This window comes from Jannaschia sp. 2305UL9-9, assembly GCF_041403465.1.
Taxonomy (GTDB): Bacteria; Pseudomonadota; Alphaproteobacteria; order Rhodobacterales; family Rhodobacteraceae; genus Jannaschia.
Window position 1 is genome coordinate 1,375,596 of the sequence record NZ_JBGEHM010000001.1, and the last position, 19,904, is coordinate 1,395,499.

The 19,904-nt window shown below is 65.0% G+C and carries 21 protein-coding genes and 1 tRNA gene; 5 read left to right on the top strand and 17 right to left on the bottom strand.

Features of this window, described 5'->3' with window-relative positions; translation table 11 throughout:
* Positions 1-63: 63 nt before the first annotated feature.
* Genes V6N07_RS06735 through V6N07_RS06755 form a run of 5 tightly spaced genes read right to left on the bottom strand, consistent with a single transcriptional unit; the run spans position 64 to position 5,921 of the window.
* The gene (locus V6N07_RS06735) at positions 64-1,011 is read right to left on the bottom strand and encodes an ABC transporter substrate-binding protein (RefSeq protein ID WP_371154998.1); all 948 of its coding nucleotides are present in this window, start codon (positions 1,009-1,011) and stop codon (positions 64-66) included.
* Between the two features lie 55 nt (positions 1,012-1,066).
* Positions 1,067-2,074 (bottom strand): ABC transporter permease, encoded by a 1,008-nt coding sequence (locus V6N07_RS06740; protein WP_371155000.1) that lies wholly within the window; start codon positions 2,072-2,074, stop codon positions 1,067-1,069.
* Positions 2,071-3,597 (bottom strand): sugar ABC transporter ATP-binding protein, encoded by a 1,527-nt coding sequence (locus V6N07_RS06745; protein WP_371155001.1) that lies wholly within the window; start codon positions 3,595-3,597, stop codon positions 2,071-2,073. Before V6N07_RS06745 ends, V6N07_RS06740 begins: the two co-directional genes overlap by 4 nt.
* 31 nt (positions 3,598-3,628) lie before the next feature.
* Complete coding sequence (locus V6N07_RS06750; protein ID WP_371155003.1) at positions 3,629-4,387, bottom strand: SDR family oxidoreductase; 759 nt, start codon at positions 4,385-4,387, stop codon at positions 3,629-3,631.
* A gap of 10 nt (positions 4,388-4,397) precedes the next feature.
* On the bottom strand, positions 4,398-5,921 hold the full coding sequence (locus V6N07_RS06755; protein ID WP_371155004.1) for a UxaA family hydrolase: 1,524 nt from the start codon (positions 5,919-5,921) through the stop codon (positions 4,398-4,400).
* A gap of 108 nt (positions 5,922-6,029) precedes the next feature.
* On the opposite strand from V6N07_RS06755, the gene V6N07_RS06760 reads away from it, so the two are divergent.
* The 4 genes from V6N07_RS06760 to V6N07_RS06775 are packed head-to-tail and all read left to right on the top strand — an operon-like array spanning position 6,030 to position 9,023.
* A complete protein-coding gene (locus V6N07_RS06760) occupies positions 6,030-6,722 on the top strand; it encodes a GntR family transcriptional regulator (RefSeq protein WP_371155005.1) in 693 nt (230 codons plus the stop codon).
* A gap of 12 nt (positions 6,723-6,734) precedes the next feature.
* Positions 6,735-7,784, top strand: a complete 1,050-nt coding sequence (locus V6N07_RS06765; RefSeq protein WP_371155007.1) for an aldo/keto reductase — start codon at positions 6,735-6,737, stop codon at positions 7,782-7,784.
* The gene (locus V6N07_RS06770; protein WP_371155008.1) at positions 7,774-8,205 is read left to right on the top strand and encodes an RbsD/FucU family protein; all 432 of its coding nucleotides are present in this window, start codon (positions 7,774-7,776) and stop codon (positions 8,203-8,205) included. Before V6N07_RS06765 ends, V6N07_RS06770 begins: the two co-directional genes overlap by 11 nt.
* A complete protein-coding gene (locus V6N07_RS06775; RefSeq protein WP_371155009.1) occupies positions 8,202-9,023 on the top strand; it encodes an amidohydrolase in 822 nt (273 codons plus the stop codon). The genes V6N07_RS06770 and V6N07_RS06775 overlap by 4 nt, the downstream gene beginning before the upstream one ends.
* Before the next feature lie 160 nt (positions 9,024-9,183).
* Here the strand turns inward: V6N07_RS06775 and V6N07_RS06780 are convergent.
* The 3 genes from V6N07_RS06780 to V6N07_RS06790 form a co-directional block, all read right to left on the bottom strand.
* Positions 9,184-9,258: transfer RNA gene (locus V6N07_RS06780), tRNA-Gln, on the bottom strand.
* A gap of 70 nt (positions 9,259-9,328) precedes the next feature.
* A complete protein-coding gene (gene scpA, locus V6N07_RS06785) occupies positions 9,329-11,473 on the bottom strand; it encodes a methylmalonyl-CoA mutase (RefSeq protein WP_371155010.1) in 2,145 nt (714 codons plus the stop codon).
* A complete protein-coding gene (locus V6N07_RS06790) occupies positions 11,427-12,374 on the bottom strand; it encodes a hypothetical protein (RefSeq protein ID WP_371155011.1) in 948 nt (315 codons plus the stop codon). The genes scpA and V6N07_RS06790 overlap by 47 nt, the downstream gene beginning before the upstream one ends.
* A gap of 168 nt (positions 12,375-12,542) precedes the next feature.
* On the opposite strand from V6N07_RS06790, the gene V6N07_RS06795 reads away from it, so the two are divergent.
* Complete coding sequence (locus tag V6N07_RS06795) at positions 12,543-13,031, top strand: DUF4174 domain-containing protein (RefSeq protein WP_371155012.1); 489 nt, start codon at positions 12,543-12,545, stop codon at positions 13,029-13,031.
* Between the two features lie 99 nt (positions 13,032-13,130).
* Here the strand turns inward: V6N07_RS06795 and V6N07_RS06800 are convergent, their stop codons facing one another.
* The 9 genes from V6N07_RS06800 to V6N07_RS06840 all read right to left on the bottom strand — a co-directional run bounded on the left by V6N07_RS06800 (position 13,131) and on the right by V6N07_RS06840 (position 19,798).
* Positions 13,131-15,149, bottom strand: a complete 2,019-nt coding sequence (locus V6N07_RS06800; protein WP_371155013.1) for an acetyl-CoA carboxylase biotin carboxylase subunit — start codon at positions 15,147-15,149, stop codon at positions 13,131-13,133.
* Between the two features lie 120 nt (positions 15,150-15,269).
* Entirely contained in the window at positions 15,270-15,464 is a 195-nt protein-coding gene (locus V6N07_RS06805; protein ID WP_371155015.1) for a hypothetical protein, read from the bottom strand.
* A gap of 394 nt (positions 15,465-15,858) precedes the next feature.
* The gene (locus V6N07_RS06810) at positions 15,859-16,245 is read right to left on the bottom strand and encodes a hypothetical protein (RefSeq protein ID WP_371155017.1); all 387 of its coding nucleotides are present in this window, start codon (positions 16,243-16,245) and stop codon (positions 15,859-15,861) included.
* Between the two features lie 177 nt (positions 16,246-16,422).
* On the bottom strand, positions 16,423-16,569 hold the full coding sequence (locus V6N07_RS06815; RefSeq protein ID WP_371155018.1) for a hypothetical protein: 147 nt from the start codon (positions 16,567-16,569) through the stop codon (positions 16,423-16,425).
* Between the two features lie 243 nt (positions 16,570-16,812).
* Positions 16,813-16,941 (bottom strand): hypothetical protein, encoded by a 129-nt coding sequence (locus V6N07_RS06820; RefSeq protein WP_371155019.1) that lies wholly within the window; start codon positions 16,939-16,941, stop codon positions 16,813-16,815.
* A gap of 118 nt (positions 16,942-17,059) precedes the next feature.
* On the bottom strand, positions 17,060-17,443 hold the full coding sequence (locus tag V6N07_RS06825; protein ID WP_371155020.1) for a DUF6497 family protein: 384 nt from the start codon (positions 17,441-17,443) through the stop codon (positions 17,060-17,062).
* Positions 17,444-17,570: 127 nt separating this feature from the next.
* On the bottom strand, positions 17,571-17,834 hold the full coding sequence (locus V6N07_RS06830) for a Rho termination factor N-terminal domain-containing protein (protein ID WP_371155022.1): 264 nt from the start codon (positions 17,832-17,834) through the stop codon (positions 17,571-17,573).
* Between the two features lie 48 nt (positions 17,835-17,882).
* On the bottom strand, positions 17,883-18,269 hold the full coding sequence (locus V6N07_RS06835) for a hypothetical protein (protein ID WP_371155024.1): 387 nt from the start codon (positions 18,267-18,269) through the stop codon (positions 17,883-17,885).
* Positions 18,266-19,798, bottom strand: a complete 1,533-nt coding sequence (locus V6N07_RS06840; protein WP_371155026.1) for an acyl-CoA carboxylase subunit beta — start codon at positions 19,796-19,798, stop codon at positions 18,266-18,268. The genes V6N07_RS06835 and V6N07_RS06840 overlap by 4 nt, the downstream gene beginning before the upstream one ends.
* Positions 19,799-19,904 lie beyond the last annotated feature (106 nt).

The following is a 19,904-nucleotide window of genomic DNA, read 5'->3' on the forward strand; positions in this document are numbered from 1 at the left end:
CTCTGGCTTCGTATTCGGAACGCCGCAGCCCACGGCAGACGCAGGCTGCGACGCATGGCGTGATCAATCGTAGAGGACGGCCTGGATCTCGGCGTCGTCGATGTTGGACTGATCGTAGTAGTAGAAACCGGTATCGATGACCGCCGGCAATTCTTCGCCGTTCATCGCCGCCACGGCGGCCTTGACCGTCTCATAGCCGATACCGACGGGGTTCTGCGTGATCGCACCCGCCATCAGGCCATCGCGGATCGCGTCCGTCTGGGCCTTGCCGGAATCGTAGCCGATGATCGTCACGCCTTCGGCGCCCATCTCACGCACGGCGTTCAAGATACCGATGGCCGATCCTTCGTTGGTGCCGAACATGCCGCCCAGATCGGGGTTGGCCGTCAGGATCGCCTTGGCGACCTCGGTGGACTGAAGCTGATCACCGGCACCGTATTGGACGGAAACGATCTCGATATCGGGATAGGCGCTTTCCATCTGGTTGAGGAACCCGTCGCGGCGGTCGATACCCGTGCGGCTGGTCTGGTCATGTGCCACGACGGCGACCTTGCCCGACCCGCCGAGGAATTCGGCCATCTTGTCGGCCGCCAATGCCGCGGCGGCGACGTTGTCGGTGGTCGCGGTCGCCGCGGGAATGTCGCTGTCCACACCGCTGTCGAAGGCGATGACGGGAATGCCCGCCTCGGATGCCTGCCGCAGCAGCGGGATCGCGGCCTGGCTGTCGAGGGCGGCAAAGCCGATGGCGGCCGGGTTGTTGGCCAGCGCGGCGGCCAGCATGTCGATCTGGCGATCGACCATGGTTTCGTTGTCGGGACCTTCGAAGGTGATCCGCACGTCGAACTCCTCCGCGGCCTGATCGGCACCGGCCTTCACGGCCTGCCAGAACTGGTGCTGGAATCCCTTGGACACCAGCGGGATGTAGATTTCGTCCTGTGCAAGGGCCATCGGTGCGGTGGCCATCGCGACTGAAACGCTGAGCGCGCCAATGAGGGTACGACGTGACAACATGTTGGTTCCTCCTGAGTTGTCTGTGAAACCCGGCTCTCCCTCCGGGATGTGTTGGTCAGCTGGTCTTGTTGCGGCGCATCATGTCGGCGTAGACCGCCAGGATGATGATCGCGCCAGTGACGACGGTCTGCCATTCCTGCGCCACGGACAGCACGCGCAGCCCGTTGGTGAGAACAGCCATGATGAGGGCCCCGATCAGCGATCCGAGGATCGATCCACGGCCACCGGACAGGGACGTTCCGCCGATGACGACCGCCGCGATCGCCTCCAGCTCGTATCCGAGGCCCAGCGCCGGTTGCGCAGAATTCAGGCGCGATGCGATCAACAGGCCCGCAATTCCCACGATCGCCCCCGACAACGCGTAGATGACGATCTTCCAGCGGTCGGTGTTCACGCCGGACAGGCGCACCGATTCCTCGTTCGAACCGAGCGCGAAGCAGTAGCGGCCAAGCACCGTGCGGTTCAGGATATAGGCGGCGACGGCCGCGACGATGAACAGGATCAGCACGCCGTTCGGGATCGGCAATGACGGCAGCACCTCTCCGATCAGCGATCCGCGCGAGATTTCGCTGAACCCCGGCGTATCGTTGAAGTAGATCGGGCGCGTGCCGGAGATGACGAGGCTGAGCCCCTTGAGAATCAGCATCATGCCAAGGGTCGCGATGAACGGCGGGATGGCCATCTTTGCGACGAAGGTGCCGGAACAGGCCCCGCAGAACGCACCCGTCAGGACGGCCGCCACGACGCCCAGCATCAGGGGCATTCCCATGTAGGTCAGGACCACGCCCGTGATGACCGCGCAGAAGGTCATCATCGTGCCGACGGACAGGTCGATGCCGCCGGTGATGATGACCAGTGTCACGGCAATGGCGAGGACACCGTTCACCGATGTCGCCTGCAGGATCGCGATCATGTTGGACGTCTGCATGAAGTTCGGCGAAGCGATCGAGAACCCGATAAGCAGGACGATAAGGCTGGCGAAGGCCAGAACGCGCTGATGTGTGCCGGCCGCTATGATCCGTGCAAGCGGCGAGGCGGGCGCGTCTTGGGTTGTGGTTGTCATTGCTGTCCCTCCGCATCGACCAGGGCGCTGCCGCGCCGTGTGGCCAATTCCATGATGTGTTCCTGTGTGGTCGCCGCCCCGCCGGGCAGGATGCCGGTCAGCCGCCCCTCGCACATGACCGCGATGCGGTGGCTCAGGCGCATGACCTCCGGCAGTTCGGACGAGATCACGATGATCGCCCGCCCTTGTGCAGCCAGATCCTCGAGCAGGGCATAGATTTCCGACTTCGCGCCGATATCGATGCCGCGCGTGGGTTCGTCGAAGATCAGGATGTCGCAATCCCGCAGCAGCCATTTGGCGATCACGACCTTCTGCTGATTGCCCCCCGACAAAAGGCGCACGTCCTGCATGTCGGACGGTGTCCGAATGCCCAGCCGCTGGATGTAATCCTTGGCGGTGTCTTCCATGGCGGCTTCGTTCAGCACGCCCATCGGGCCGGTGAACCGACCAAGGTCGGCCATGGCGATATTGGCGCGGACGGTCATGTCCACGGCCAGGCCGAAATGCTTGCGATCTTCGGACAGGTATCCGATGCCCGCCTGCACCGCCGCGTTGGGGCTGCGGATGTCGACAGGTTGGCCATCGATCAGGATCTCGCCGTCGTCGCGGGGATCGGCCCCGAAGATGATGCGCGCCACCTCCGTGCGGCCGGCACCCATCAGGCCCGCAAAACCGAGGATCTCGCCCTTGCGCAGGTCGAAGCTGACGTCGCGAACCTCGTGGCCGCGGGACAGGTTGCGCACCTCCAGCGCGACGGGACTTGCCGTGCTGTCCGGGATAACGGGGGCGCTCTGCGTGACCTCGCGGCCCACCATCAGCTGGATGATCTTCGACAGCGGCGTGTCGGCGGCCTGCACGGTATCGATGTATGCCCCATCGCGCAGGATGGTGACGCGGTCGGCGATGCGCTTGATCTCGTCCATGCGGTGACTGATGTAGACGATGCCGACACCGTCCGCCTTCAGCATCTCGATGACCTTGAACAGCTCGTTTATCTCGGCGTCGTTCAGCGCGGCGGTCGGCTCGTCCATGATCAGGACGCGCGGCTTGTAGGACAGCGCCTTGGCGATCTCGATCAGTTGCTGGCGTGCAATGGTCTGTGTGCTCACCTGCGTGCGCGGATCCATCTTGAGGTTGAGCGAGGCAAAGATCTCGGCCGTCTTGGCGTTCAGCGCCGCCTCGTCGAGGCGACCGAAACTGCGCCGCGGCTCGCGCCCGATCAGGACGTTCTGCGCCGCGGTCAGGTCGTTCATCAGGCTGAGTTCCTGATGAATGATGCCGATGCCGAGTTCCTGCGCCGCACGCGGACCGTCAGGCGTCACGGGGCGTCCGTCCACCAGCATCTCGCCCCCGTCGCGCGGGTAGATGCCGGACATGATCTTCATCAGGGTGGACTTGCCCGCACCGTTCTCGCCCATCAGGGCATGCACTTCACCGGGCCGCAGGTCGAACTGCACCGCCTTCAGGGCATGGACACCCGGAAAGCGCTTTTCGATCCCCCTCATCTCCACCAGATTTGTCATGTTCGCGGCCCTCCCAAGCCGGTCGCCGAAGCTAGATCGTGCAACCACCGTCGACGAGGACCGCTTGACCGGTCATGAATTGACTGCCGTCCGACAGCAGGTGAACGACGGTCGGTGTCATGTCGTCGACAACGGCCAACCGTCCCATCGGTTGGCGTGCGATGAAATCCCTCTCGGCCTGCACCGGGTCCGGTGCGGCCGCGATGCGGCCCCGCAGGGCGGGGGTATCCACCGTTCCGGGGCACAGCGCATTGCACCGCAGGTTCCGGGCCACGAAGTCGGCGGCGATGGCCTTGGTCAATCCGATCACGGCAGCCTTGGTCGCGCCATAGGCCGTCCGGTTGACGAACCCTTTCTCCGAGGAGGCCATCGACGCCATGTTCAGGATCGACGCACTGCCTTCGCTTTCCGCGCGGCGCAGCAAGCCGGGCACGAAGGCGCGGCACATCCGCACCATCGACGTGATGTTGAGGTCGACCGAGAAATCCCACGCCGCGTCATCCAGATCGAGGATGGATCCGTGATGAACGACGCCCGCACAGTTGAACAACCCGTCCAGATCCGGAAGCGCGGCGGCCAGATCGGTGATCGCCGCGCCATCGGTGACATCCAGCACATGGGTTTCGATCCCGTCGACGTCATTCAGGCCCGCCAGCAGAACGCCATTCAGGTCCGTCGCGATGACCCGTGCCCCCGCCGCGGCGCAGGCCCGCGCGCTGGCCGCGCCGATACCCTGCCCGGCTGCGGTGATCAGGATCGTCTTGTTCTTGAGGGTCATCGTCTGTTCCATTCTTCCGTGCTCACATCACGGCGCCGATTTGCCATGGCACGAATTCCACGCCGCCAAAGCCCAGTTGCTCACTCTTGGTCTGCTCGCCGGAGGCAATGCGGATGAACATCTCGAAGATCTCGGCCCCCTTCTGCTGAAGGGTGACGCCGTCGGTGACGATGTCACCGCAGTTGATATCCATATCCTCGGACATGCGGGCATACATTTCGGAGTTCGTCGCGATCTTGACGCAAGGGGTCGGCATGTATCCCGACACGGACCCCCTGCCCGTCGTGAACACGATCAGGTTCGCACCCGAAGCGATCTGGCCCGTGACGGAACAGGGGTCGAAGCCCGGGCTGTCCATGAAGACCAAGCCCGACTTGTCGATTCTTTCGCCGAACAGATAGACATCCGTCAGCGGTGCGCTGCCGCTCTTGGCGACCGCCCCGAGGGATTTCTCGAGGATCGTGGTCAGGCCGCCGCGCTTGTTTCCGGGGCTCGGGTTGTTGTCCATCTCGCCCTTGTTGCGGGCGGTGTAATCCTCCCACCAGCGGACGCGCTCGATCAGCTTTTCACCGACCTCGACCGAAACGGCGCGACGGGTCAGCAGGTGCTCGGCGCCATAGATCTCGGACGTCTCGGACAGGATCGTCGTCGCCCCGTGCTGCACCAGCATGTCGGATGCCACGCCCAGCGCCGGGTTGGCCGTGATGCCGGAATACCCGTCCGAACCGCCGCACTGCATCCCCAGCATCAGTTCGGACACGGGGGCCGGCTTGCGGGTGGCCGTGTTGGCCAGCGCCGCCATGCTGCGCAATTCGGCAAGGCCCTTTTCGATTGTGCGACGCGTGCCGCCCGTCTGCTGGATCGTCATGTAGCGCAGCGCGCCATCCGCCCGGATTTCCCGCCCGCCGACAAGGTCCGCGATCTGCATGACCTCGCAGCCGAGGCCGATCAGAAGGATCCCGCCAAAATTGGGGTGCTGCGCGTAGCCGGACAGGGTGCGGAACAGGGTCGCATAGCCTTCGTTGTCACTCGCCATGCCACAGCCGGTGCCGTGCGTGATCGGCACGATGCCATCGATGTTCGGAAAACCGTCCAGAAGGCCGGACTTCTCCGCGGCCTCCGCGATGAATTTCGCGACCGACCCCGAACAATTGACCGACGTCAGAATGCCCAGGTAGTTGCGCGTGCCCACACGCCCGTCGGCCCGGTGATACCCATCGAAGGTGCGCTCGGCGGCGCTGGGCGGCAGGGCGTGCGCCTCGCTGGCATGGGCATAGTCCTGTGCATGCGCCCCCATGCCAAGGTTGTGGCCGTGGATGTGATCGCCCAGCGCGATGTCATGCGTCGCCTGCCCGATGATCTGACCATAGCGGATGACGTTCTCGCCCGCCGCAATTGCCCTGGTGGCAACCTTGTGGCCGCGCTTGATCGGTTCCCGCGTCGCCGCCAGACCGCCATCGATCGCCTCACCCGCGGCAATGTCGGCAAGGGCGATGGCGATATTGTCCTGCGGATGAAGGGTGATCAGGCGGGCTGCGTCGGGCATCTGAGGTCAATCCTGTGGTCGTCACGCCGTGTTCTGGCTACGATGATGGCTAGCTTGACATGACGCATGTGTCAACTAACATGTCAGTTGAGGGAGCGAAGAACCTGCATGCCTGAACCGAGTATCGAGATCGGCGAACTTGATGGCCCGCTGGGACAGCGCGTCTATACGACGCTGCGCCGGGCCATTCTGGACATGTCGCTGAAGCCGGGTGAAATCCTGCGCAAGGGTGCGCTTTGCGATCAGCTTGGCGTTTCGCGCTCGCCCGTGGCCGAGGCGTTGGGACGGCTGTCGTCCGACGGCCTTGTCGACATCATCCCCCAATCCGCGACGCGGGTGTCGCAGCTTTCCATGGTGGAGCTGCTGGAGGAGAGTTTCCTGCGCGAGGCGGTCGAGGTCGCGGCAATCGAAATGGTCGCGCGCAACCGTACCGATGATCAGATGACGCGGCTGACCCGGAACCTGCGCCTTCAGGGTCTGCTGGTCGAGGATGAGGACATGGCCGGCTTCTTCGAAGCGGATCTGGAGTTTCACCAGATCATTCTGGGCGCAACGGGCTTTCCGAAAGTGACGCAGGTTACGGAGGAGATGACGCTGCAACTGCTGCGTGCGCGCAAGCTGATGCTGCCGGAACCGGACCGGCCCGCGCAGACCGTCGAGGAACACAAGGCCATTCACAAGGCACTCGCAGATCAGGATGTCGAAGCCGCCCGCCGCGCGATGGTCACGCACCTGCGACAGTTGATCCGGCGGATCAAACCGTTGGAGCGCCAACACCCGGAATTCTTCCGTTCAACCTAAGAAAGAGACGCGATGAGACTTGCGACAAGGACCGCGCTGAACCAGCGCACGCAAACCCCCGTGATGCTGTCGCAGTTGGGGTTTGGCGGCGCGCCGCTTGGAAACCTGTATCGCAAGATCGAAGAGGAAGCGGCGCAGGCAACCCTCGACGCCGCATGGGACGCGGGCGTCCGCTATTTCGACACGGCCCCGCAATATGGCCTCGGCCTGTCGGAGATGCGTTTCGCCAAGGCGCTCGACCGCTTTGATGGTGACAGCCTCGTCCTGTCCACGAAGGTCGGGCGCGTGCTGGAGGATTGCGCCCCCGAGGATGTCACGCCCGAAGCCTTCGTGGACGTTCCGCAGAAACGCATCGTGTTCGATTTCACCTACGACGGCATCATGCGCAGTTTTGGCGACAGCATCGAACGGCTGGGGTCGGACAGGATCGACATGCTGTTCCTGCATGACCTCGACGCGGGCACCGCCGGGCAGGCGTTCGAAGACAACAACATGCGACAGCTGTTCTCCGAAGGGGGCTACCGCGCCCTGTCGGACCTGCGAGAGGGCGGCCGGATCGCGGCAATCGGTGCAGGCGTGAACACCTGGCAGATTTGCGAGCGTCTGCTGGGCGAGGCGGATTTCGACGGCTTCCTCCTTGCGGGGCGCTATACCCTGCTGGAGCAGGACCCGTTGGAGACGTTCCTGCCTTTGTGCGAAAGGCGCGATGTGGGCATCATACTCGGCGGTCCCTACAATTCCGGCATCCTTGCCACGGGGCCCGTCGCCGGCGCGCGCTACGATTATGCCCCGGCACCGGACGACGTGCTGACCCGTGTGCGCCAGCTGGAGGAGATCTGCCGCGCGCATGACACCCCCCTGATTGCGGCGGCCCTGCAATTCCCTCTGGGCCACCCGTCGGTCAAAACCGTGATCCCTGGCGCGTCGAACCCGGACGAGGTTCGCCAGAATGTCAGGATATTTGAAACCCCGGTGCCGGACGGCCTGTGGTCTGACCTGAAATCAGGGGGGTTGATCCGCCCCGATGCCCCCACCCCGCAAGAGGCGCCCGATGCTGCGTAACATTCCCCCGATCCTGTCCCCCGATATCCTGTGGGCCCTGCGCGCGATGGGGCATGGCGATGATCTCGTGATCGCGGATGCCAACTTTCCGGCAACCGCGCTTGGGCAGCGGTGCTACCGCCTCGACGGGCTGTCCGCGACCAATGTTCTGGAGGCCGTGCTGACCATTCTGCCGCTGGACGCCTTCGTTCCCGATCCTGCCACGGTGATGGAGGTCGTCGGAGACCCGGACGCGGTGCCGCCCGTGGTCACCCATTTTCAGGCGATCACGACCGCCACCGCGGACAATCCGGTGACCCTTCGGGGCCTTGAACGGTTCGCGTTCTACGAAAGGGCGAAATCGGCCTTTGCGGTCATCCAGACCGGGGAAACCCGGCTGTACGGCAACATCATCCTGAAGAAGGGGGTCATCGGCACATGATCGTCGATGCGCATCAGCATTTCTGGCAGATCGCGCGCGGCGATTACGGTTGGCTCGGCCCTGACCTGAAGCCGCTGTACAGGGATTTCATGCCGGACGACCTTGCCCCGCACCTCGCGACATGCGGAATTGATGCGACGATCCTTGTGCAGGCGGCGCCGACGGTGGCGGAAACGGACTTCGTGCTTAAAATTGCCGACGCTACGCCCTTCGTTCGGGGCGTCGTCGGCTGGGTGGATTTCACCTCGGCCGATGTCATGGACGACATCGAACGTCTGTCCCAACACCCCAAGCTGGTCGGCCTGCGCCCGATGATTCAGGATATCGCCGACGACGACTGGATGCTGCAGCCCGACCTGACCGCCGTCTTCGAGGCGATGATCGATGCCGACCTGACGTTCGACGCCCTTGTCCTGCCGCGCCACCTTGGACGCCTGCACGACCTGCTGGGGCGGCACCCGAACCTGCGCACCGTCGTCGATCATGCTGCCAAGCCTGACATCGCGCATGCGGCCTTTGACGGCTGGGCAAGGGATATCGCCCGAATCGCCCAGGACACCGACGCCTACTGCAAGCTGTCCGGCCTTCTGACCGAGGCGGGGGACAGCTGCGCGGCCGGTGATCTCGCCCCCTATGTCACCCATCTGACCCGGAATTTCGGTGCGCGCAGGCTGATCTGGGGCAGCGATTGGCCGGTTCTGACACTGGCCGCGGACTACGAGACATGGTCGGACATGGCCCGCGCGTTCTTCCCGGATGCCGGTGAAAGGGACGCGGTCTTCGGTGGCAATGCACAGACCTTCTATCGATTCGCCTGACAGACGCTGACCGCCGTCCCGTCGGGAGTCGCGAAGATTTCGGCCCCGTCGGACCAGATGGCAATCGTGCGATGCACTGCACTCGTCTGCACGACCGGAAGCAGGCTTGCGTGCCCGACGGCCCCGGCAGGTGCGTTCGATATGTCCTCGGGGGAAAGATTGGCTGGGATGGTAGGATTCGAACCTACGACCTGCGGTACCAAAAACCGTTGCGCTACCACTGCGCCACATCCCAACCGTGCCGCCGGAGATAGTAGAGGCAGGAAAGGGTCGCAAGTGAAAAAATGCCTCGCGACCCACTCCGATCAACTGTCCTTACGTGCGGTCCGGATCAGGGACAGGATGTCCTTGGCCGCGGCGGGGATATTCGTGCCCGGACCGAAGATCGCAGCCACCCCCGCCGCCTTGAGGGTGTCGTAATCCTGCGCGGGAATCACCCCGCCGCAGATCACGATGATCTCGCCCGCGTCCGCCGCGCGCAGCGCCTCGATCAGCTTGGGCGCGAGGGTCTTGTGCCCCGCCGCCTGGCTGCTGATGCCGACGACGTGGACGTCGTTGTCGATGGCGTCCTGCGCGGCTTCCTCCGGCGTCTGGAACAGGGGGCCGACGTCGACGTCGAAGCCGATGTCGGCAAAGGCGGTGGCGATGACCTTGGCGCCCCGGTCGTGCCCGTCCTGCCCCATCTTGACGACCAGCATCCGGGGACGCCGGCCTTCCTCCTCGGCAAAGGTTTCCACGTCCGCCTGGATCGCGGCAAAGCCCTCGTCGCCCTCGTAGGCGGCGCCGTAGACCCCGGCGAGGGTCTTCACCTCGGCGCGGTGGCGTCCGAAGACGTCTTCCATCGCTTGGCTGATCTCTCCCACCGTGGCGCGGGCACGGGCCGCGGCGACGGCCCCTTCCAGCAGGTTGCCCCCCTCCCGCGCGCGGCGGGTCAGTTCGGTCAGGGCTGCGGTGCAGGCCGCCTCGTCCCGACCATCGCGAATGCGGGCCAGGCGCGCGACCTGGCTTTCACGCACGGCGTCGTTGTCGATGTCGAGGATATCGATCGCGTCCTCCGTCTCGCGGCGGTACTTGTTGACGCCGACGATGACATCCTGCCCCCGGTCGATCTTGGCCTGCCGGGTCGCCGCCGATTCCTCGATCCGCAGCTTGGGCATGCCCGAGGCGACGGCCTTGGTCATGCCGCCCATCTCCTCGACCTCCTCGATCAGCTTCCATGCGGCCTCGGCCATGTCATGGGTCAGCTTCTCGACGTAATACGACCCCGCCAATGGATCGACCACGTTGGTCACGCCCGTCTCCTCCTGCAGGATCAGCTGCGTGTTGCGCGCGATGCGGGCGCTGTTCTCGGTCGGCAGGGCGATGGCCTCGTCGAAGGAATTGGTGTGCAACGACTGCGTCCCCCCCAGAACGGCGGCCAGCGCCTCATAGGCGGTGCGCACGACGTTGTTGTAGGGATCCTGTTCCTGAAGGCTGACGCCGCTCGTCTGGCAATGGGTGCGCAGCATGGACGACTTGGGGTTCTTCGGCTCAAACTCCGCCATGATGCGGTGCCACAGCAGGCGTGCGGCGCGCAGCTTGGCCGCCTCCATGAACATGTTCATGCCGATGGCGAAGAAGAACGACAGGCGCGGGGCGAAGCGGTCCACGTCCATGCCCGCCGCGATGGCCGCGCGCACGTATTCGCGCCCGTCGGCCAGGGTGAAGGCCAGCTCCTGCACAAGGTCGGCGCCCGCCTCCTGCATATGGTAGCCGGAGATCGAGATGGAGTTGAACTTCGGCATCTCGGCCGCCGTGTATTCGATGATGTTGGAGATGATCCGCATCGAAGGTTCGGGCGGATAGATATAGGTGTTGCGGACCATGAACTCCTTGAGGATGTCATTCTGGATCGTGCCCGACAGGGCCCCGCGGTCGACGCCCTGTTCTTCGCCCGCAACGATGAAATTGGCGAGGATCGGAATCACCGCGCCGTTCATCGTCATGCTGACCGATACCTTGTCGAGGGGGATGCCGTCGAACAGGATCTTCATGTCCTCGACGCTGTCGATCGCCACGCCCGCCTTGCCGACATCGCCCACCACGCGCGGGTGATCGCTGTCGTAGCCGCGGTGGGTGGCCAGGTCGAACGCGACCGACACGCCCTGCTGCCCGGCGGCAAGGGCCTTGCGGTAGAAGGCATTCGATTCCTCGGCTGTGGAAAAGCCCGCATACTGCCGGATGGTCCAGGGGCGGCCCGCGTACATCGTCGCCTTTACACCGCGGGTAAACGGCGCCTCACCCGGGATGGTGCCGAGGTGTCCGACACCTTCCAGATCCTCGGCCGTATAGAGCGGCTGCACCGCGATCCCTTCGAGGGTGTTCCAGGTCAGATCGTCGGGCGACCGCCCCCGAAGCTCTGCTTCAGCCAGCTGTGTCCAGCGCGCTTTGGGTGTGTCGGTGTCGGACATATCCTGTTCCTTTCCTGTCACGCGCGGCGGCGTCTGCTGGCCGTCTCGTCGCGAATGTCGCCAACCCGTCCGCACCTTCGCGCAGCCAGGTCAGATCCCGTGCGTGGGCGGCGCGCAGCGCGGCCCTCTCATCAGGGGTGAACGGGGCATAGGTATCCCCCACCCCCGGCAATTCCACCGCGCAATCCTCGTCGGCCAGCCTTGCGCGCAGGGCGGCCAGACCGGGGGCCACGTTCGTCGCCGGACCTGCGGCGCGCTCCGCGTCCTCTCCGGTCAGCAGGGCAAAGGCATCGGCAGGTCGCGCGGCCAATTCCTCGTGGGTCCAGACGACGATCCGGGCATGCGGCGCAGCCTTGGCCAGATCTTCGATCACGTTGCGCCACCCCCGTCGGGACCGAAGGATCGCAAGCCGCGTTCCGGTGTCGAGTGGCGCAAACCCGCGCATGATCAACTGCGACACCGCGCTGGCCCACCATGCATCAGGACTGCGAATGGCGAGACAGATCTGATCGATCCCCGGCACCGCTTGGGCAAACCGCGAAAGGCGCGCGCCTGCCGACGGATACAGCCGCCCCAGCAGCAGGTTTTCCCGCAATCCCCCAAGGACAGCCTGATCCGAGATGACGAGGCGGGAAACCCCGCCTTGCGCCATGAGGCCGCGGCGCATCGACACCTTCGCGGCGGCCCTGTTGGCAACCGTGTCGCGGGCACGGGGCCGTCGGCCGGGGTCGCCCAACAGCCCGGTCATCATGCCTGACCTCGTGACATCAGGCGTCCAGACAGCAACGCCAGCCTGCTGCAACGGGACGGCATGGGCCTCCAACAGGCTTTGGAGGCTTGTCGTTCCGGTGCGATGCGCGCCAAGGTGCAATGTGATCGGGGGGGCATGGGTCAGGGGCATGGAACCGCCTTTCGGGTGCGATCGGGGACAACCGTCCCTCGCCCATGACAGGTTCGGATGGGGTTAAGCGCGACATTTGGTGCGAATTGCCCTGATTCGCGCGCAGAACCCTTCGCCCTTGGCCCCCTGCCCCCTATATCCAGTGTCAGACAACAAGAACGGTATTCCATGCACCAGCGTCCCGCCCACGTCCTGACGACCGCAGTTTCCAAAGCATCGGCCATGGTTCTCGGCTGTGCCCTGATGACCTTTCCCGCGTCCGCCGCCGAGGTCGAATCGACGTTGGAGGCCTGGGCCGCCGATCCTGCGCGCATCTTCACGGCGGAGGAGGTCGACATCGACGCGCTGGAATGGGTCGCGCGCCCCGTCGTCGTGTTCGCAAACTCGCCCCGTGATCCCGCCTTCATCGAACAAATGGAGGAGATCGTGAAGGAAATGGACCGCCTCGTCGAACGGGATGTCATCGTCGTGGTCGACACCGATCGCGACTCGGGGTCGGACTTACGCACAAGGCTGCGCCCGCGCAGCTTCATGCTCGTGCTGATCGGCAAGGATGGGGAGGTCAAGCTGCGCAAGCCCCTGCCCTGGACCGTTCGAGAGCTGAGCCGTTCCATCGACAAGATGCCGATGCGTCGGCGGGAATTGCGCGAAGAGTGATCCGCGGCGCGGTCAGCGGTGTCGTGGACGCGGGCCCCTGACCCACGCCCCCGGTGCGACACGCGCATTCCCGGTATGACCAACGCCCGCGTCACCCCGTCACTCGAATTCCAGGATCACGTCATCGACCGCAAGGCTGTCGCCCGCGGCCGCATTGACCTTGGACACGATGCCCTTCTTCTCGGCGCGCAGGATGTTCTCCATCTTCATCGCCTCGACGACGGCAAGGGCCTGTCCTTCCTGCACCTCGTCGCCCACGGCCACGTCGACCCGAACGATCAGACCCGGCATCGGACAGAGCAGCAGTTTCGAGGTATCGGGCGGCAGTTTCTCGGGCATCAGACTGGCCAGTTCGGCCTGTCGGGGCGTGCGCACATGCACCTTCATGTCCGCCCCACGCGACCGGATGCGGAAGCCACCGCTTACCTTTCCGACCTTCAGGACCAGGCCCTCGCCGCCGACGCCCATGCGGGCAAGCTGATCGCCGGGGGTCCAGTCGCCCGTCACGCGCAGGGTCTCTCCGGCGATTGTCACGTCGGCGCCGTCGCGGTCCGCATCGATCGAGGCTTCGAACCGCGCACCACCCAAGGTGACGACCCAATCGGTGCCCACCTTGCGTTCGTGGTTGTCCATCCGGCCAGACACGCGCGTGCGCCGGATCTCGGCCACGCGGTGCATCGCGGCGCAGGCGGCGGCGATGCGCTTCAGGTCATTCTCGGGCAGGGCCACGCCCTCGAACCCATCGGGGAATTCCTCGGCGATGAAGGCCGTGGTCATGTCGCCGGACACGAACTTCGGATGGTCCATCACCGCCGACAGGAACGGCAGGTTGTGGCCGATCCCCTCCACCTCGAACCCGTCGAGCGCGTCGCGCATGCCTTGGATGGCCGACGCCCGGTCCGGCCCCCAGGTGCACAGCTTGGCGATCATCGGGTCGTAATACATGCTGATCTCGCCGCCCTCGAAGACGCCGGTATCGTTGCGCACGACGGGCGCATCCGGCACGACGCCGGGCTGATAGCCCTCGGTCTCGGCCGGCGGGCGATAGCGGGTCAGACGCCCGATCGATGGCAGGAACCCGCGATAGGGATCCTCGGCGTATAGCCGGCTCTCCATCGCCCAGCCGTTCAGTTTTACGTCGTCCTGCTTGATCGACAACGTCTCGCCATAGGCCACGCGGATCATCTGCTCCACGAGGTCGACGCCGGTGATCAGCTCGGTCACCGGATGCTCGACCTGCAACCGCGTGTTCATTTCGAGGAAATAGAAGTTCCGGTCCCCGTCGACGATGAACTCCACGGTGCCCGCGCTGGCGTAGCCGACCGCATGGGCCAGGGCCAGCGACTGCTCCCCCATCGCGCGGCGCGTCTCCTCATCGAGGAAGGGCGACGGCGCCTCCTCCACGACCTTCTGGTTGCGCCGCTGGATCGAACATTCGCGTTCGCCCAGATAGACACCGTTGCCATGCTGATCGCACAGCACCTGAATCTCGATGTGCCGGGGCTGGGTCACGAACTTCTCAATGAACATCCGGTCATCGCCGAAGCTGGCCGCCGCCTCGTTCTTGGAGGCCTGGAAGCCTTCGGCCACCTCCTCCTCGCTCCAAGCGATGCGCATCCCCTTGCCGCCGCCGCCAGCCGAGGCCTTGAGCATCACCGGATAGCCGATCTCGCCCGAGATCCTGATTGCCTCCTCCGCGTCGGCGATCAGGCCCATGTGTCCCGGCACGGTGGAGACCCCGGCCTCCTGCGCGATCTTCTTGGAGGTGATCTTGTCGCCCATTGCCTCGATCGCGCCCTTGGGCGGCCCGATGAAGGCGACGCCCGCCGCCTCCAGGGCCTCGGCAAACTTGGGGTTCTCCGACAGGAAGCCATAGCCCGGGTGCACCGCCTGCGCGCCCGTCTGCCGGATCGCGTCCATGATCTTGTCGATCACGATATAGGACTGGTTGGCCTGTGGCGGGCCGATGTGCACCGCCTCGTCGGCCATCTTGACGTGCAGGGCATTGCGGTCGGCATCCGAATAGACGGCGACCGTCTTGATACCCATCTTCCGCGCGCTCTTGATGACGCGGCAGGCGATCTCACCCCGGTTGGCGATCAGGATCTTGTCGAACATGGGTCCCCCTCGGATCCGGTGCTGTGCCGGCCCTGTTGTCTTTCATGGCAAGAAAAAGGGGCTGCCCGGTCGCTTGACCGGGCAGCCCCTGAAATCACGGTCGTGGCCGCTGACCTGTGGTCAGAGACGTCCGCCGATGACAGCTGCACCGCCGCCGACGACAGCGCCTTCGACGCATGCGCCGTCTTCGATGATTTCGCCGGCAAGGCAGCCGAGGCCAGCGCCGACACCGCCGCGCACGAGGTCATCATTGGTGACGCAACCCGCCAACAGGGTGACGAGGGCCAGCGCGGGCAGTGCAAGAGTGCGATACATATATTGTCTCCGGTATGGGGGGGGAGCCGACGATCTGTCGACCCCTGCGCAGGAGGTGCCCGATCCGATTCCACCGGGACAACGGCAATCCGCATGGCCCCCCGCTTGGGTGCTTTTCCGCCTATGGTCAACGCCATGAGTGACCCGGCGGCAGGCATGATGGCGCCCGGCGCATACCCGGTGTCCGCGGCTGAAAAAGCGCCGGGCAGCACGCAATCCAACGGGACGCTTGGCCGCCCGGCAAGGGAAGGGGTACGGTTCCATGCGCGCCGGGCCGTAGCCCTGCGCACCTTCAGCCTGCCCGCGCGACGCCATGCCGCAAAGTCCGACCGACCGCCCGATAGGCGATCGGCGACAGTTGGCCTATCCGTGGGATGCTGCGGCGGGATCATGCCTAGTCCTCGTCCCAATCGTCTTCGTCCGCGAAGGTATCGGGCTCCGCGAAGACCTCGGGGAAGTTGGCACGGGCCTGAGCCTCGTCGACCCGCAGCAAGGCATCGTAGCTCGTGGGATCGAAAGGATCGTCGACGGCAACGACTTCGCGCCCGAACAGCCACGACAGCCGACCGGCATCGAGGTTCCCGCGCTCGAAAGGCTGATCCTCGAAATGCTCCCACAAGGCTTTCAGAAAGCCTGCGTCGGCTTCCCGGTCGGGCGTGCGCCGGTCACGGTAACGCTCGCGCCGGGTGATCGGCGTGGCCCCCTTGGGGTTCGCCCGCCGGATGGTGAATTGAAAATCTGTGCTGGGCAATCTGCCCGGAAAGCCGCGATGCTTCAGCATGGGCCCCTCCCCATGTCGGAATTCGCGAAATGGCCCTGTGCGGACCGGGTGTTCAGGCCGCCACCACGCGGGTGCCGGTCGTATGGCCGGACATCCTGCGGATGCCGGTGCAAAAGCCGAACAACCTGCGGATGCCGGTTGGACAGGGCGGAGGTGTCCCCCCGCCCTGAACCGAACTCAGCGGTACTTGCCGCTGACGGGCTCGACCACGACGGGTGCGGGCTCGACGATGACGATCTCTTCCGGTTGAGGATTCGAGAGGAAGCAGCCACCCAGGACCGACAGAGCGGCGAGGGCGACGACGGCTTTGATAGCGTTCGACATTTCAGTCTCCTGACGTTGACGGGCGGCGCGAGGGGTTCATCCCTCACGCCGCCCGTGATGTGGATCGCACAGCAGCGACCTGAGTCCGTCTTAGCGCAACCGGAACGACCGCGATACGGGCGCCCCACAAATGCCCCACTTGCCTTGACCGCTTGTGTCCGCGTCGCATCAAAATCAACGAAATCGGCGGATTGTTTCGCAAACGGCGCCACCAAAACAGGCAACGCCGCTTGCTGTCTCGCATCAGTACTTGGTCGATACCGGCTCGGGCGCGACGGTCGGCACGAAGACGACCTCTTCTTCGGACGACCCGCAGGCCGACAGCACGAGGGTGACACCGAGAACGGCGACCATTTTGAACGAATTGCGCATGTCTTTCTCCTGAAATTGACCGCTTGCGAACAACAGAACGCTGCCGCCGCTTCGGCGGTTCCAGCCTGCGCAGGACCGAGCGGTCGCTGCAACCGATCAATGCGGTCAGACCCGGCCATTAGAAATCTTCCGCCACGCAGGCGCCGTCCACGACGCGGTAAAGCGCAAAAAACTGGCTTGCTGCGGGGTCGGTCACCCCGCGCGGCACGCCGCGATCCATCAGCGTGATGACGATCGAATCGGACCGCGCATAGGGCAGGGCCGCCACCGGCAGGCCATGCGTCGTGCACAGCCAGTCCATGTCCGCCCGCGCCGCGTCATAGCCTATCGTGCCGCCCTCGCGGGCAACGGCGGGCGCGATGAACCGCAGGATCGCCTGCGTGTCCGCGCCGTCCACCCGTTCCCACAGAACCTGCCACAGCACGGCCGCCTGGCCCGATGGCAGGCCCTCGGCCTGCGCCGGACAGGCAAGGCAGATGGCAGCAAACAGCGCCCGCATCATGGGGACACCTTTGGTTGCGCGCCAAAAACCTCGGGCGCCATACAACCCGACGCCGTCGGGTCGCACCGATGCCGCACCTTGCGGTGCCCTGCCCCTGCCGGTTGCAGCGCACAGGTCGGACGCGCCGTCAAGTGTTGCGCAATGCCTCGATCAGCTCGTCCTTGGTCATGTCCGATCGTCCTTCGACGTCCAGCTCCTGCGCGCGGGAATACAGATCGTCCTTGGTCCAATCCTCGTAGGACGATGCCTTGCCGCCCTTCTTCGACGGGGACTGCGCGTCCGACGCCTGCGCATTGGCGATCCGCGCGGCCTTCTGCCTGGATGCTCCATCCTCGCGCAGCGCCTCGTAGGTCTCGTCGTCCTTGATGCTGGGTCCGTGGTCCTTGGTCATGTCGTGCTCCTTTCGGGGCAAACCAACGGGTCGTGCGCAGGGTTCCCGTCATGCGCCCCCCTGCCCGGCCCGATGGCCGGCCGACCGCATCCACGCCGCACGATAGGACGGATCCGACAGCATCCCGGCAATTCGCCCGGACACGCCTGCCGGCACCGGCCCGTCGACGCGGCCACCCGCACGCACATCGCACCCCGTTTCCGTGCGCGTCACCTCGACCACCGGGGCGAACCCACGCAGGTCGCGCAGCATCCGCCACATGTCCTGCCGGATGGCATGCGCCAGACGCCGCCGCCCGACATCGGGCATCGCGGCCCGCGCAACGACGTCCCAGCGGACCGGACGCCGACGGCTGATGGCATAGCTGTCGCCCGCGTGGCGCACGAACCATCCGCGGCCATCCGGCAGCCAGTCCGTGCCGTCGGACTCGCTCACAACGGGATCGTGTCATGCTTGCGCCAGGGACGCTGCTGCTGCTTGGTGCGCAGCGACGCAAAGGCCCGTGCGACCCGTTTGCGGGTCGAGCGGGGCTGGATCACCTCGTCGATGAACCCCTTTTCGGCTGCGACGAACGGGTTGGCAAAGCGGTCTTCGTAATCCTTCGTCCGCGCGGCGATCTTGTCGGGATCGCCCAGTTCGGACCGATACAGGATCTCGGTCGCCCCCTTGGCCCCCATCACCGCGATCTCGGCGGTGGGCCAGGCATAGTTGAAATCGCCCTTCAGGTGCTTGGAGGCCATCACATCATAGGCGCCGCCATAGGCCTTGCGCGTGATCACGGTCACCTTGGGCACCGTCGCCTCGCCATAGGCGAACAGCAGCTTCGCGCCATGCTTGATGACGCCGCCGTATTCCTGGCTGGTCCCCGGAAGAAAACCTGGCACGTCCACCAACGTCAGGATCGGGATGGAGAAGGCATCGCAGAACCGCACGAACCGGGCCGCCTTGCGGCTGCTGTCGATATCGAGGCACCCGGCCAGAACCATCGGCTGGTTCGCCACCACCCCGACGGTGCGCCCCTCCAGCCGGATGAAACCGGTCAGGATGTTCTTGGCGTAATCTTCCTGAAGCTCGAAGAAATCGCCCTCATCGGCCAGTTTCCCGATCAGTTCCTTCATGTCGTAGGGCGCGTTGGCATTGTCCGGGATCAGGGTGTCGAGGCTCGGCTCCAACCGGTCGGAGGCATCGAAGAACGGGCGCACCGGTGGCACTTCGCGGTTGGACAGCGGCAGGAAGTCGATCAGGCGGCGCGTCTCGGCCAAGGCCTCCACGTCGTTCTCGAAGGCCAGATCGGCCACGCCGGATTTCTTCGTGTGCGTCGATGCCCCGCCCAACTCCTCGGCCGTCACCACCTCGTTCGTGACCGTCTTGACCACGTCGGGGCCGGTGACGAACATGTAGCTGCTGTCACGCACCATGAAGATGAAGTCCGTCATGGCCGGCGAATAGACGGCACCGCCCGCGCAGGGACCCATGATGACGCTGATCTGCGGGATCACGCCGCTGGCGTCGATATTGCGCTGGAACACTTCGGCATAGCCCGCGAGGGAGGCGACGCCTTCCTGAATGCGCGCGCCGCCGGAATCGTTGAGGCCGATCACGGGCGCGCCGTTCTGCAACGCCATGTCCTGAATCTTGCAGATCTTCTGCGCGTGGGTTTCCGACAGGGAGCCGCCGAACACCGTGAAATCCTGGCTGAAAACGTATACGAGGCGCCCGTTGACGGTGCCCCAGCCGGTGACCACACCGTCGCCCGCCGGGCGATCCTGCTCCATCCCGAAATCGGTGCAGCGATGCGCGACGAACATGTCGAATTCCTCGAACGACCCTTCGTCGAGCAACAGGTCGATCCGCTCCCGCGCGGTCAGCTTGCCCTTGGCATGCTGCGCCTTGACCCTGCGTTCTCCGCCACCGGCCCGCGCAAGGGCGCGCCGCTCTTCGAGTTCGGCAAGGATATCGGTCATGGCGGCCTCCGGTTATGTCCTCACTCTCGGGTTACGCCGCGATGGGTCAGGGGGAAAGGATTGTTTGGAATATTTGCAAATCCTGGAATATTCCGACACGGCTATC

Coding starts and splice junctions, on each gene's coding strand:
- V6N07_RS06735 (WP_371154998.1), bottom strand. CDS start 1,011: ATGTTGTCACGTCGTACCCTCATTGGCGCGCTCAGCGTTTCAGTCGCG.
- V6N07_RS06740 (WP_371155000.1), bottom strand. CDS start 2,074: ATGACAACCACAACCCAAGACGCGCCCGCCTCGCCGCTTGCACGGATC.
- V6N07_RS06745 (WP_371155001.1), bottom strand. CDS start 3,597: ATGACAAATCTGGTGGAGATGAGGGGGATCGAAAAGCGCTTTCCGGGT.
- V6N07_RS06750 (WP_371155003.1), bottom strand. CDS start 4,387: ATGGAACAGACGATGACCCTCAAGAACAAGACGATCCTGATCACCGCA.
- V6N07_RS06755 (WP_371155004.1), bottom strand. CDS start 5,921: ATGCCCGACGCAGCCCGCCTGATCACCCTTCATCCGCAGGACAATATC.
- V6N07_RS06760 (WP_371155005.1), top strand. CDS start 6,030: ATGCCTGAACCGAGTATCGAGATCGGCGAACTTGATGGCCCGCTGGGA.
- V6N07_RS06765 (WP_371155007.1), top strand. CDS start 6,735: ATGAGACTTGCGACAAGGACCGCGCTGAACCAGCGCACGCAAACCCCC.
- V6N07_RS06770 (WP_371155008.1), top strand. CDS start 7,774: ATGCTGCGTAACATTCCCCCGATCCTGTCCCCCGATATCCTGTGGGCC.
- V6N07_RS06775 (WP_371155009.1), top strand. CDS start 8,202: ATGATCGTCGATGCGCATCAGCATTTCTGGCAGATCGCGCGCGGCGAT.
- scpA (WP_371155010.1), bottom strand. CDS start 11,473: ATGTCCGACACCGACACACCCAAAGCGCGCTGGACACAGCTGGCTGAA.
- V6N07_RS06790 (WP_371155011.1), bottom strand. CDS start 12,374: ATGCCCCTGACCCATGCCCCCCCGATCACATTGCACCTTGGCGCGCAT.
- V6N07_RS06795 (WP_371155012.1), top strand. CDS start 12,543: ATGCACCAGCGTCCCGCCCACGTCCTGACGACCGCAGTTTCCAAAGCA.
- V6N07_RS06800 (WP_371155013.1), bottom strand. CDS start 15,149: ATGTTCGACAAGATCCTGATCGCCAACCGGGGTGAGATCGCCTGCCGC.
- V6N07_RS06805 (WP_371155015.1), bottom strand. CDS start 15,464: ATGTATCGCACTCTTGCACTGCCCGCGCTGGCCCTCGTCACCCTGTTG.
- V6N07_RS06810 (WP_371155017.1), bottom strand. CDS start 16,245: ATGCTGAAGCATCGCGGCTTTCCGGGCAGATTGCCCAGCACAGATTTT.
- V6N07_RS06815 (WP_371155018.1), bottom strand. CDS start 16,569: ATGTCGAACGCTATCAAAGCCGTCGTCGCCCTCGCCGCTCTGTCGGTC.
- V6N07_RS06820 (WP_371155019.1), bottom strand. CDS start 16,941: ATGCGCAATTCGTTCAAAATGGTCGCCGTTCTCGGTGTCACCCTCGTG.
- V6N07_RS06825 (WP_371155020.1), bottom strand. CDS start 17,443: ATGATGCGGGCGCTGTTTGCTGCCATCTGCCTTGCCTGTCCGGCGCAG.
- V6N07_RS06830 (WP_371155022.1), bottom strand. CDS start 17,834: ATGACCAAGGACCACGGACCCAGCATCAAGGACGACGAGACCTACGAG.
- V6N07_RS06840 (WP_371155026.1), bottom strand. CDS start 19,798: ATGACCGATATCCTTGCCGAACTCGAAGAGCGGCGCGCCCTTGCGCGG.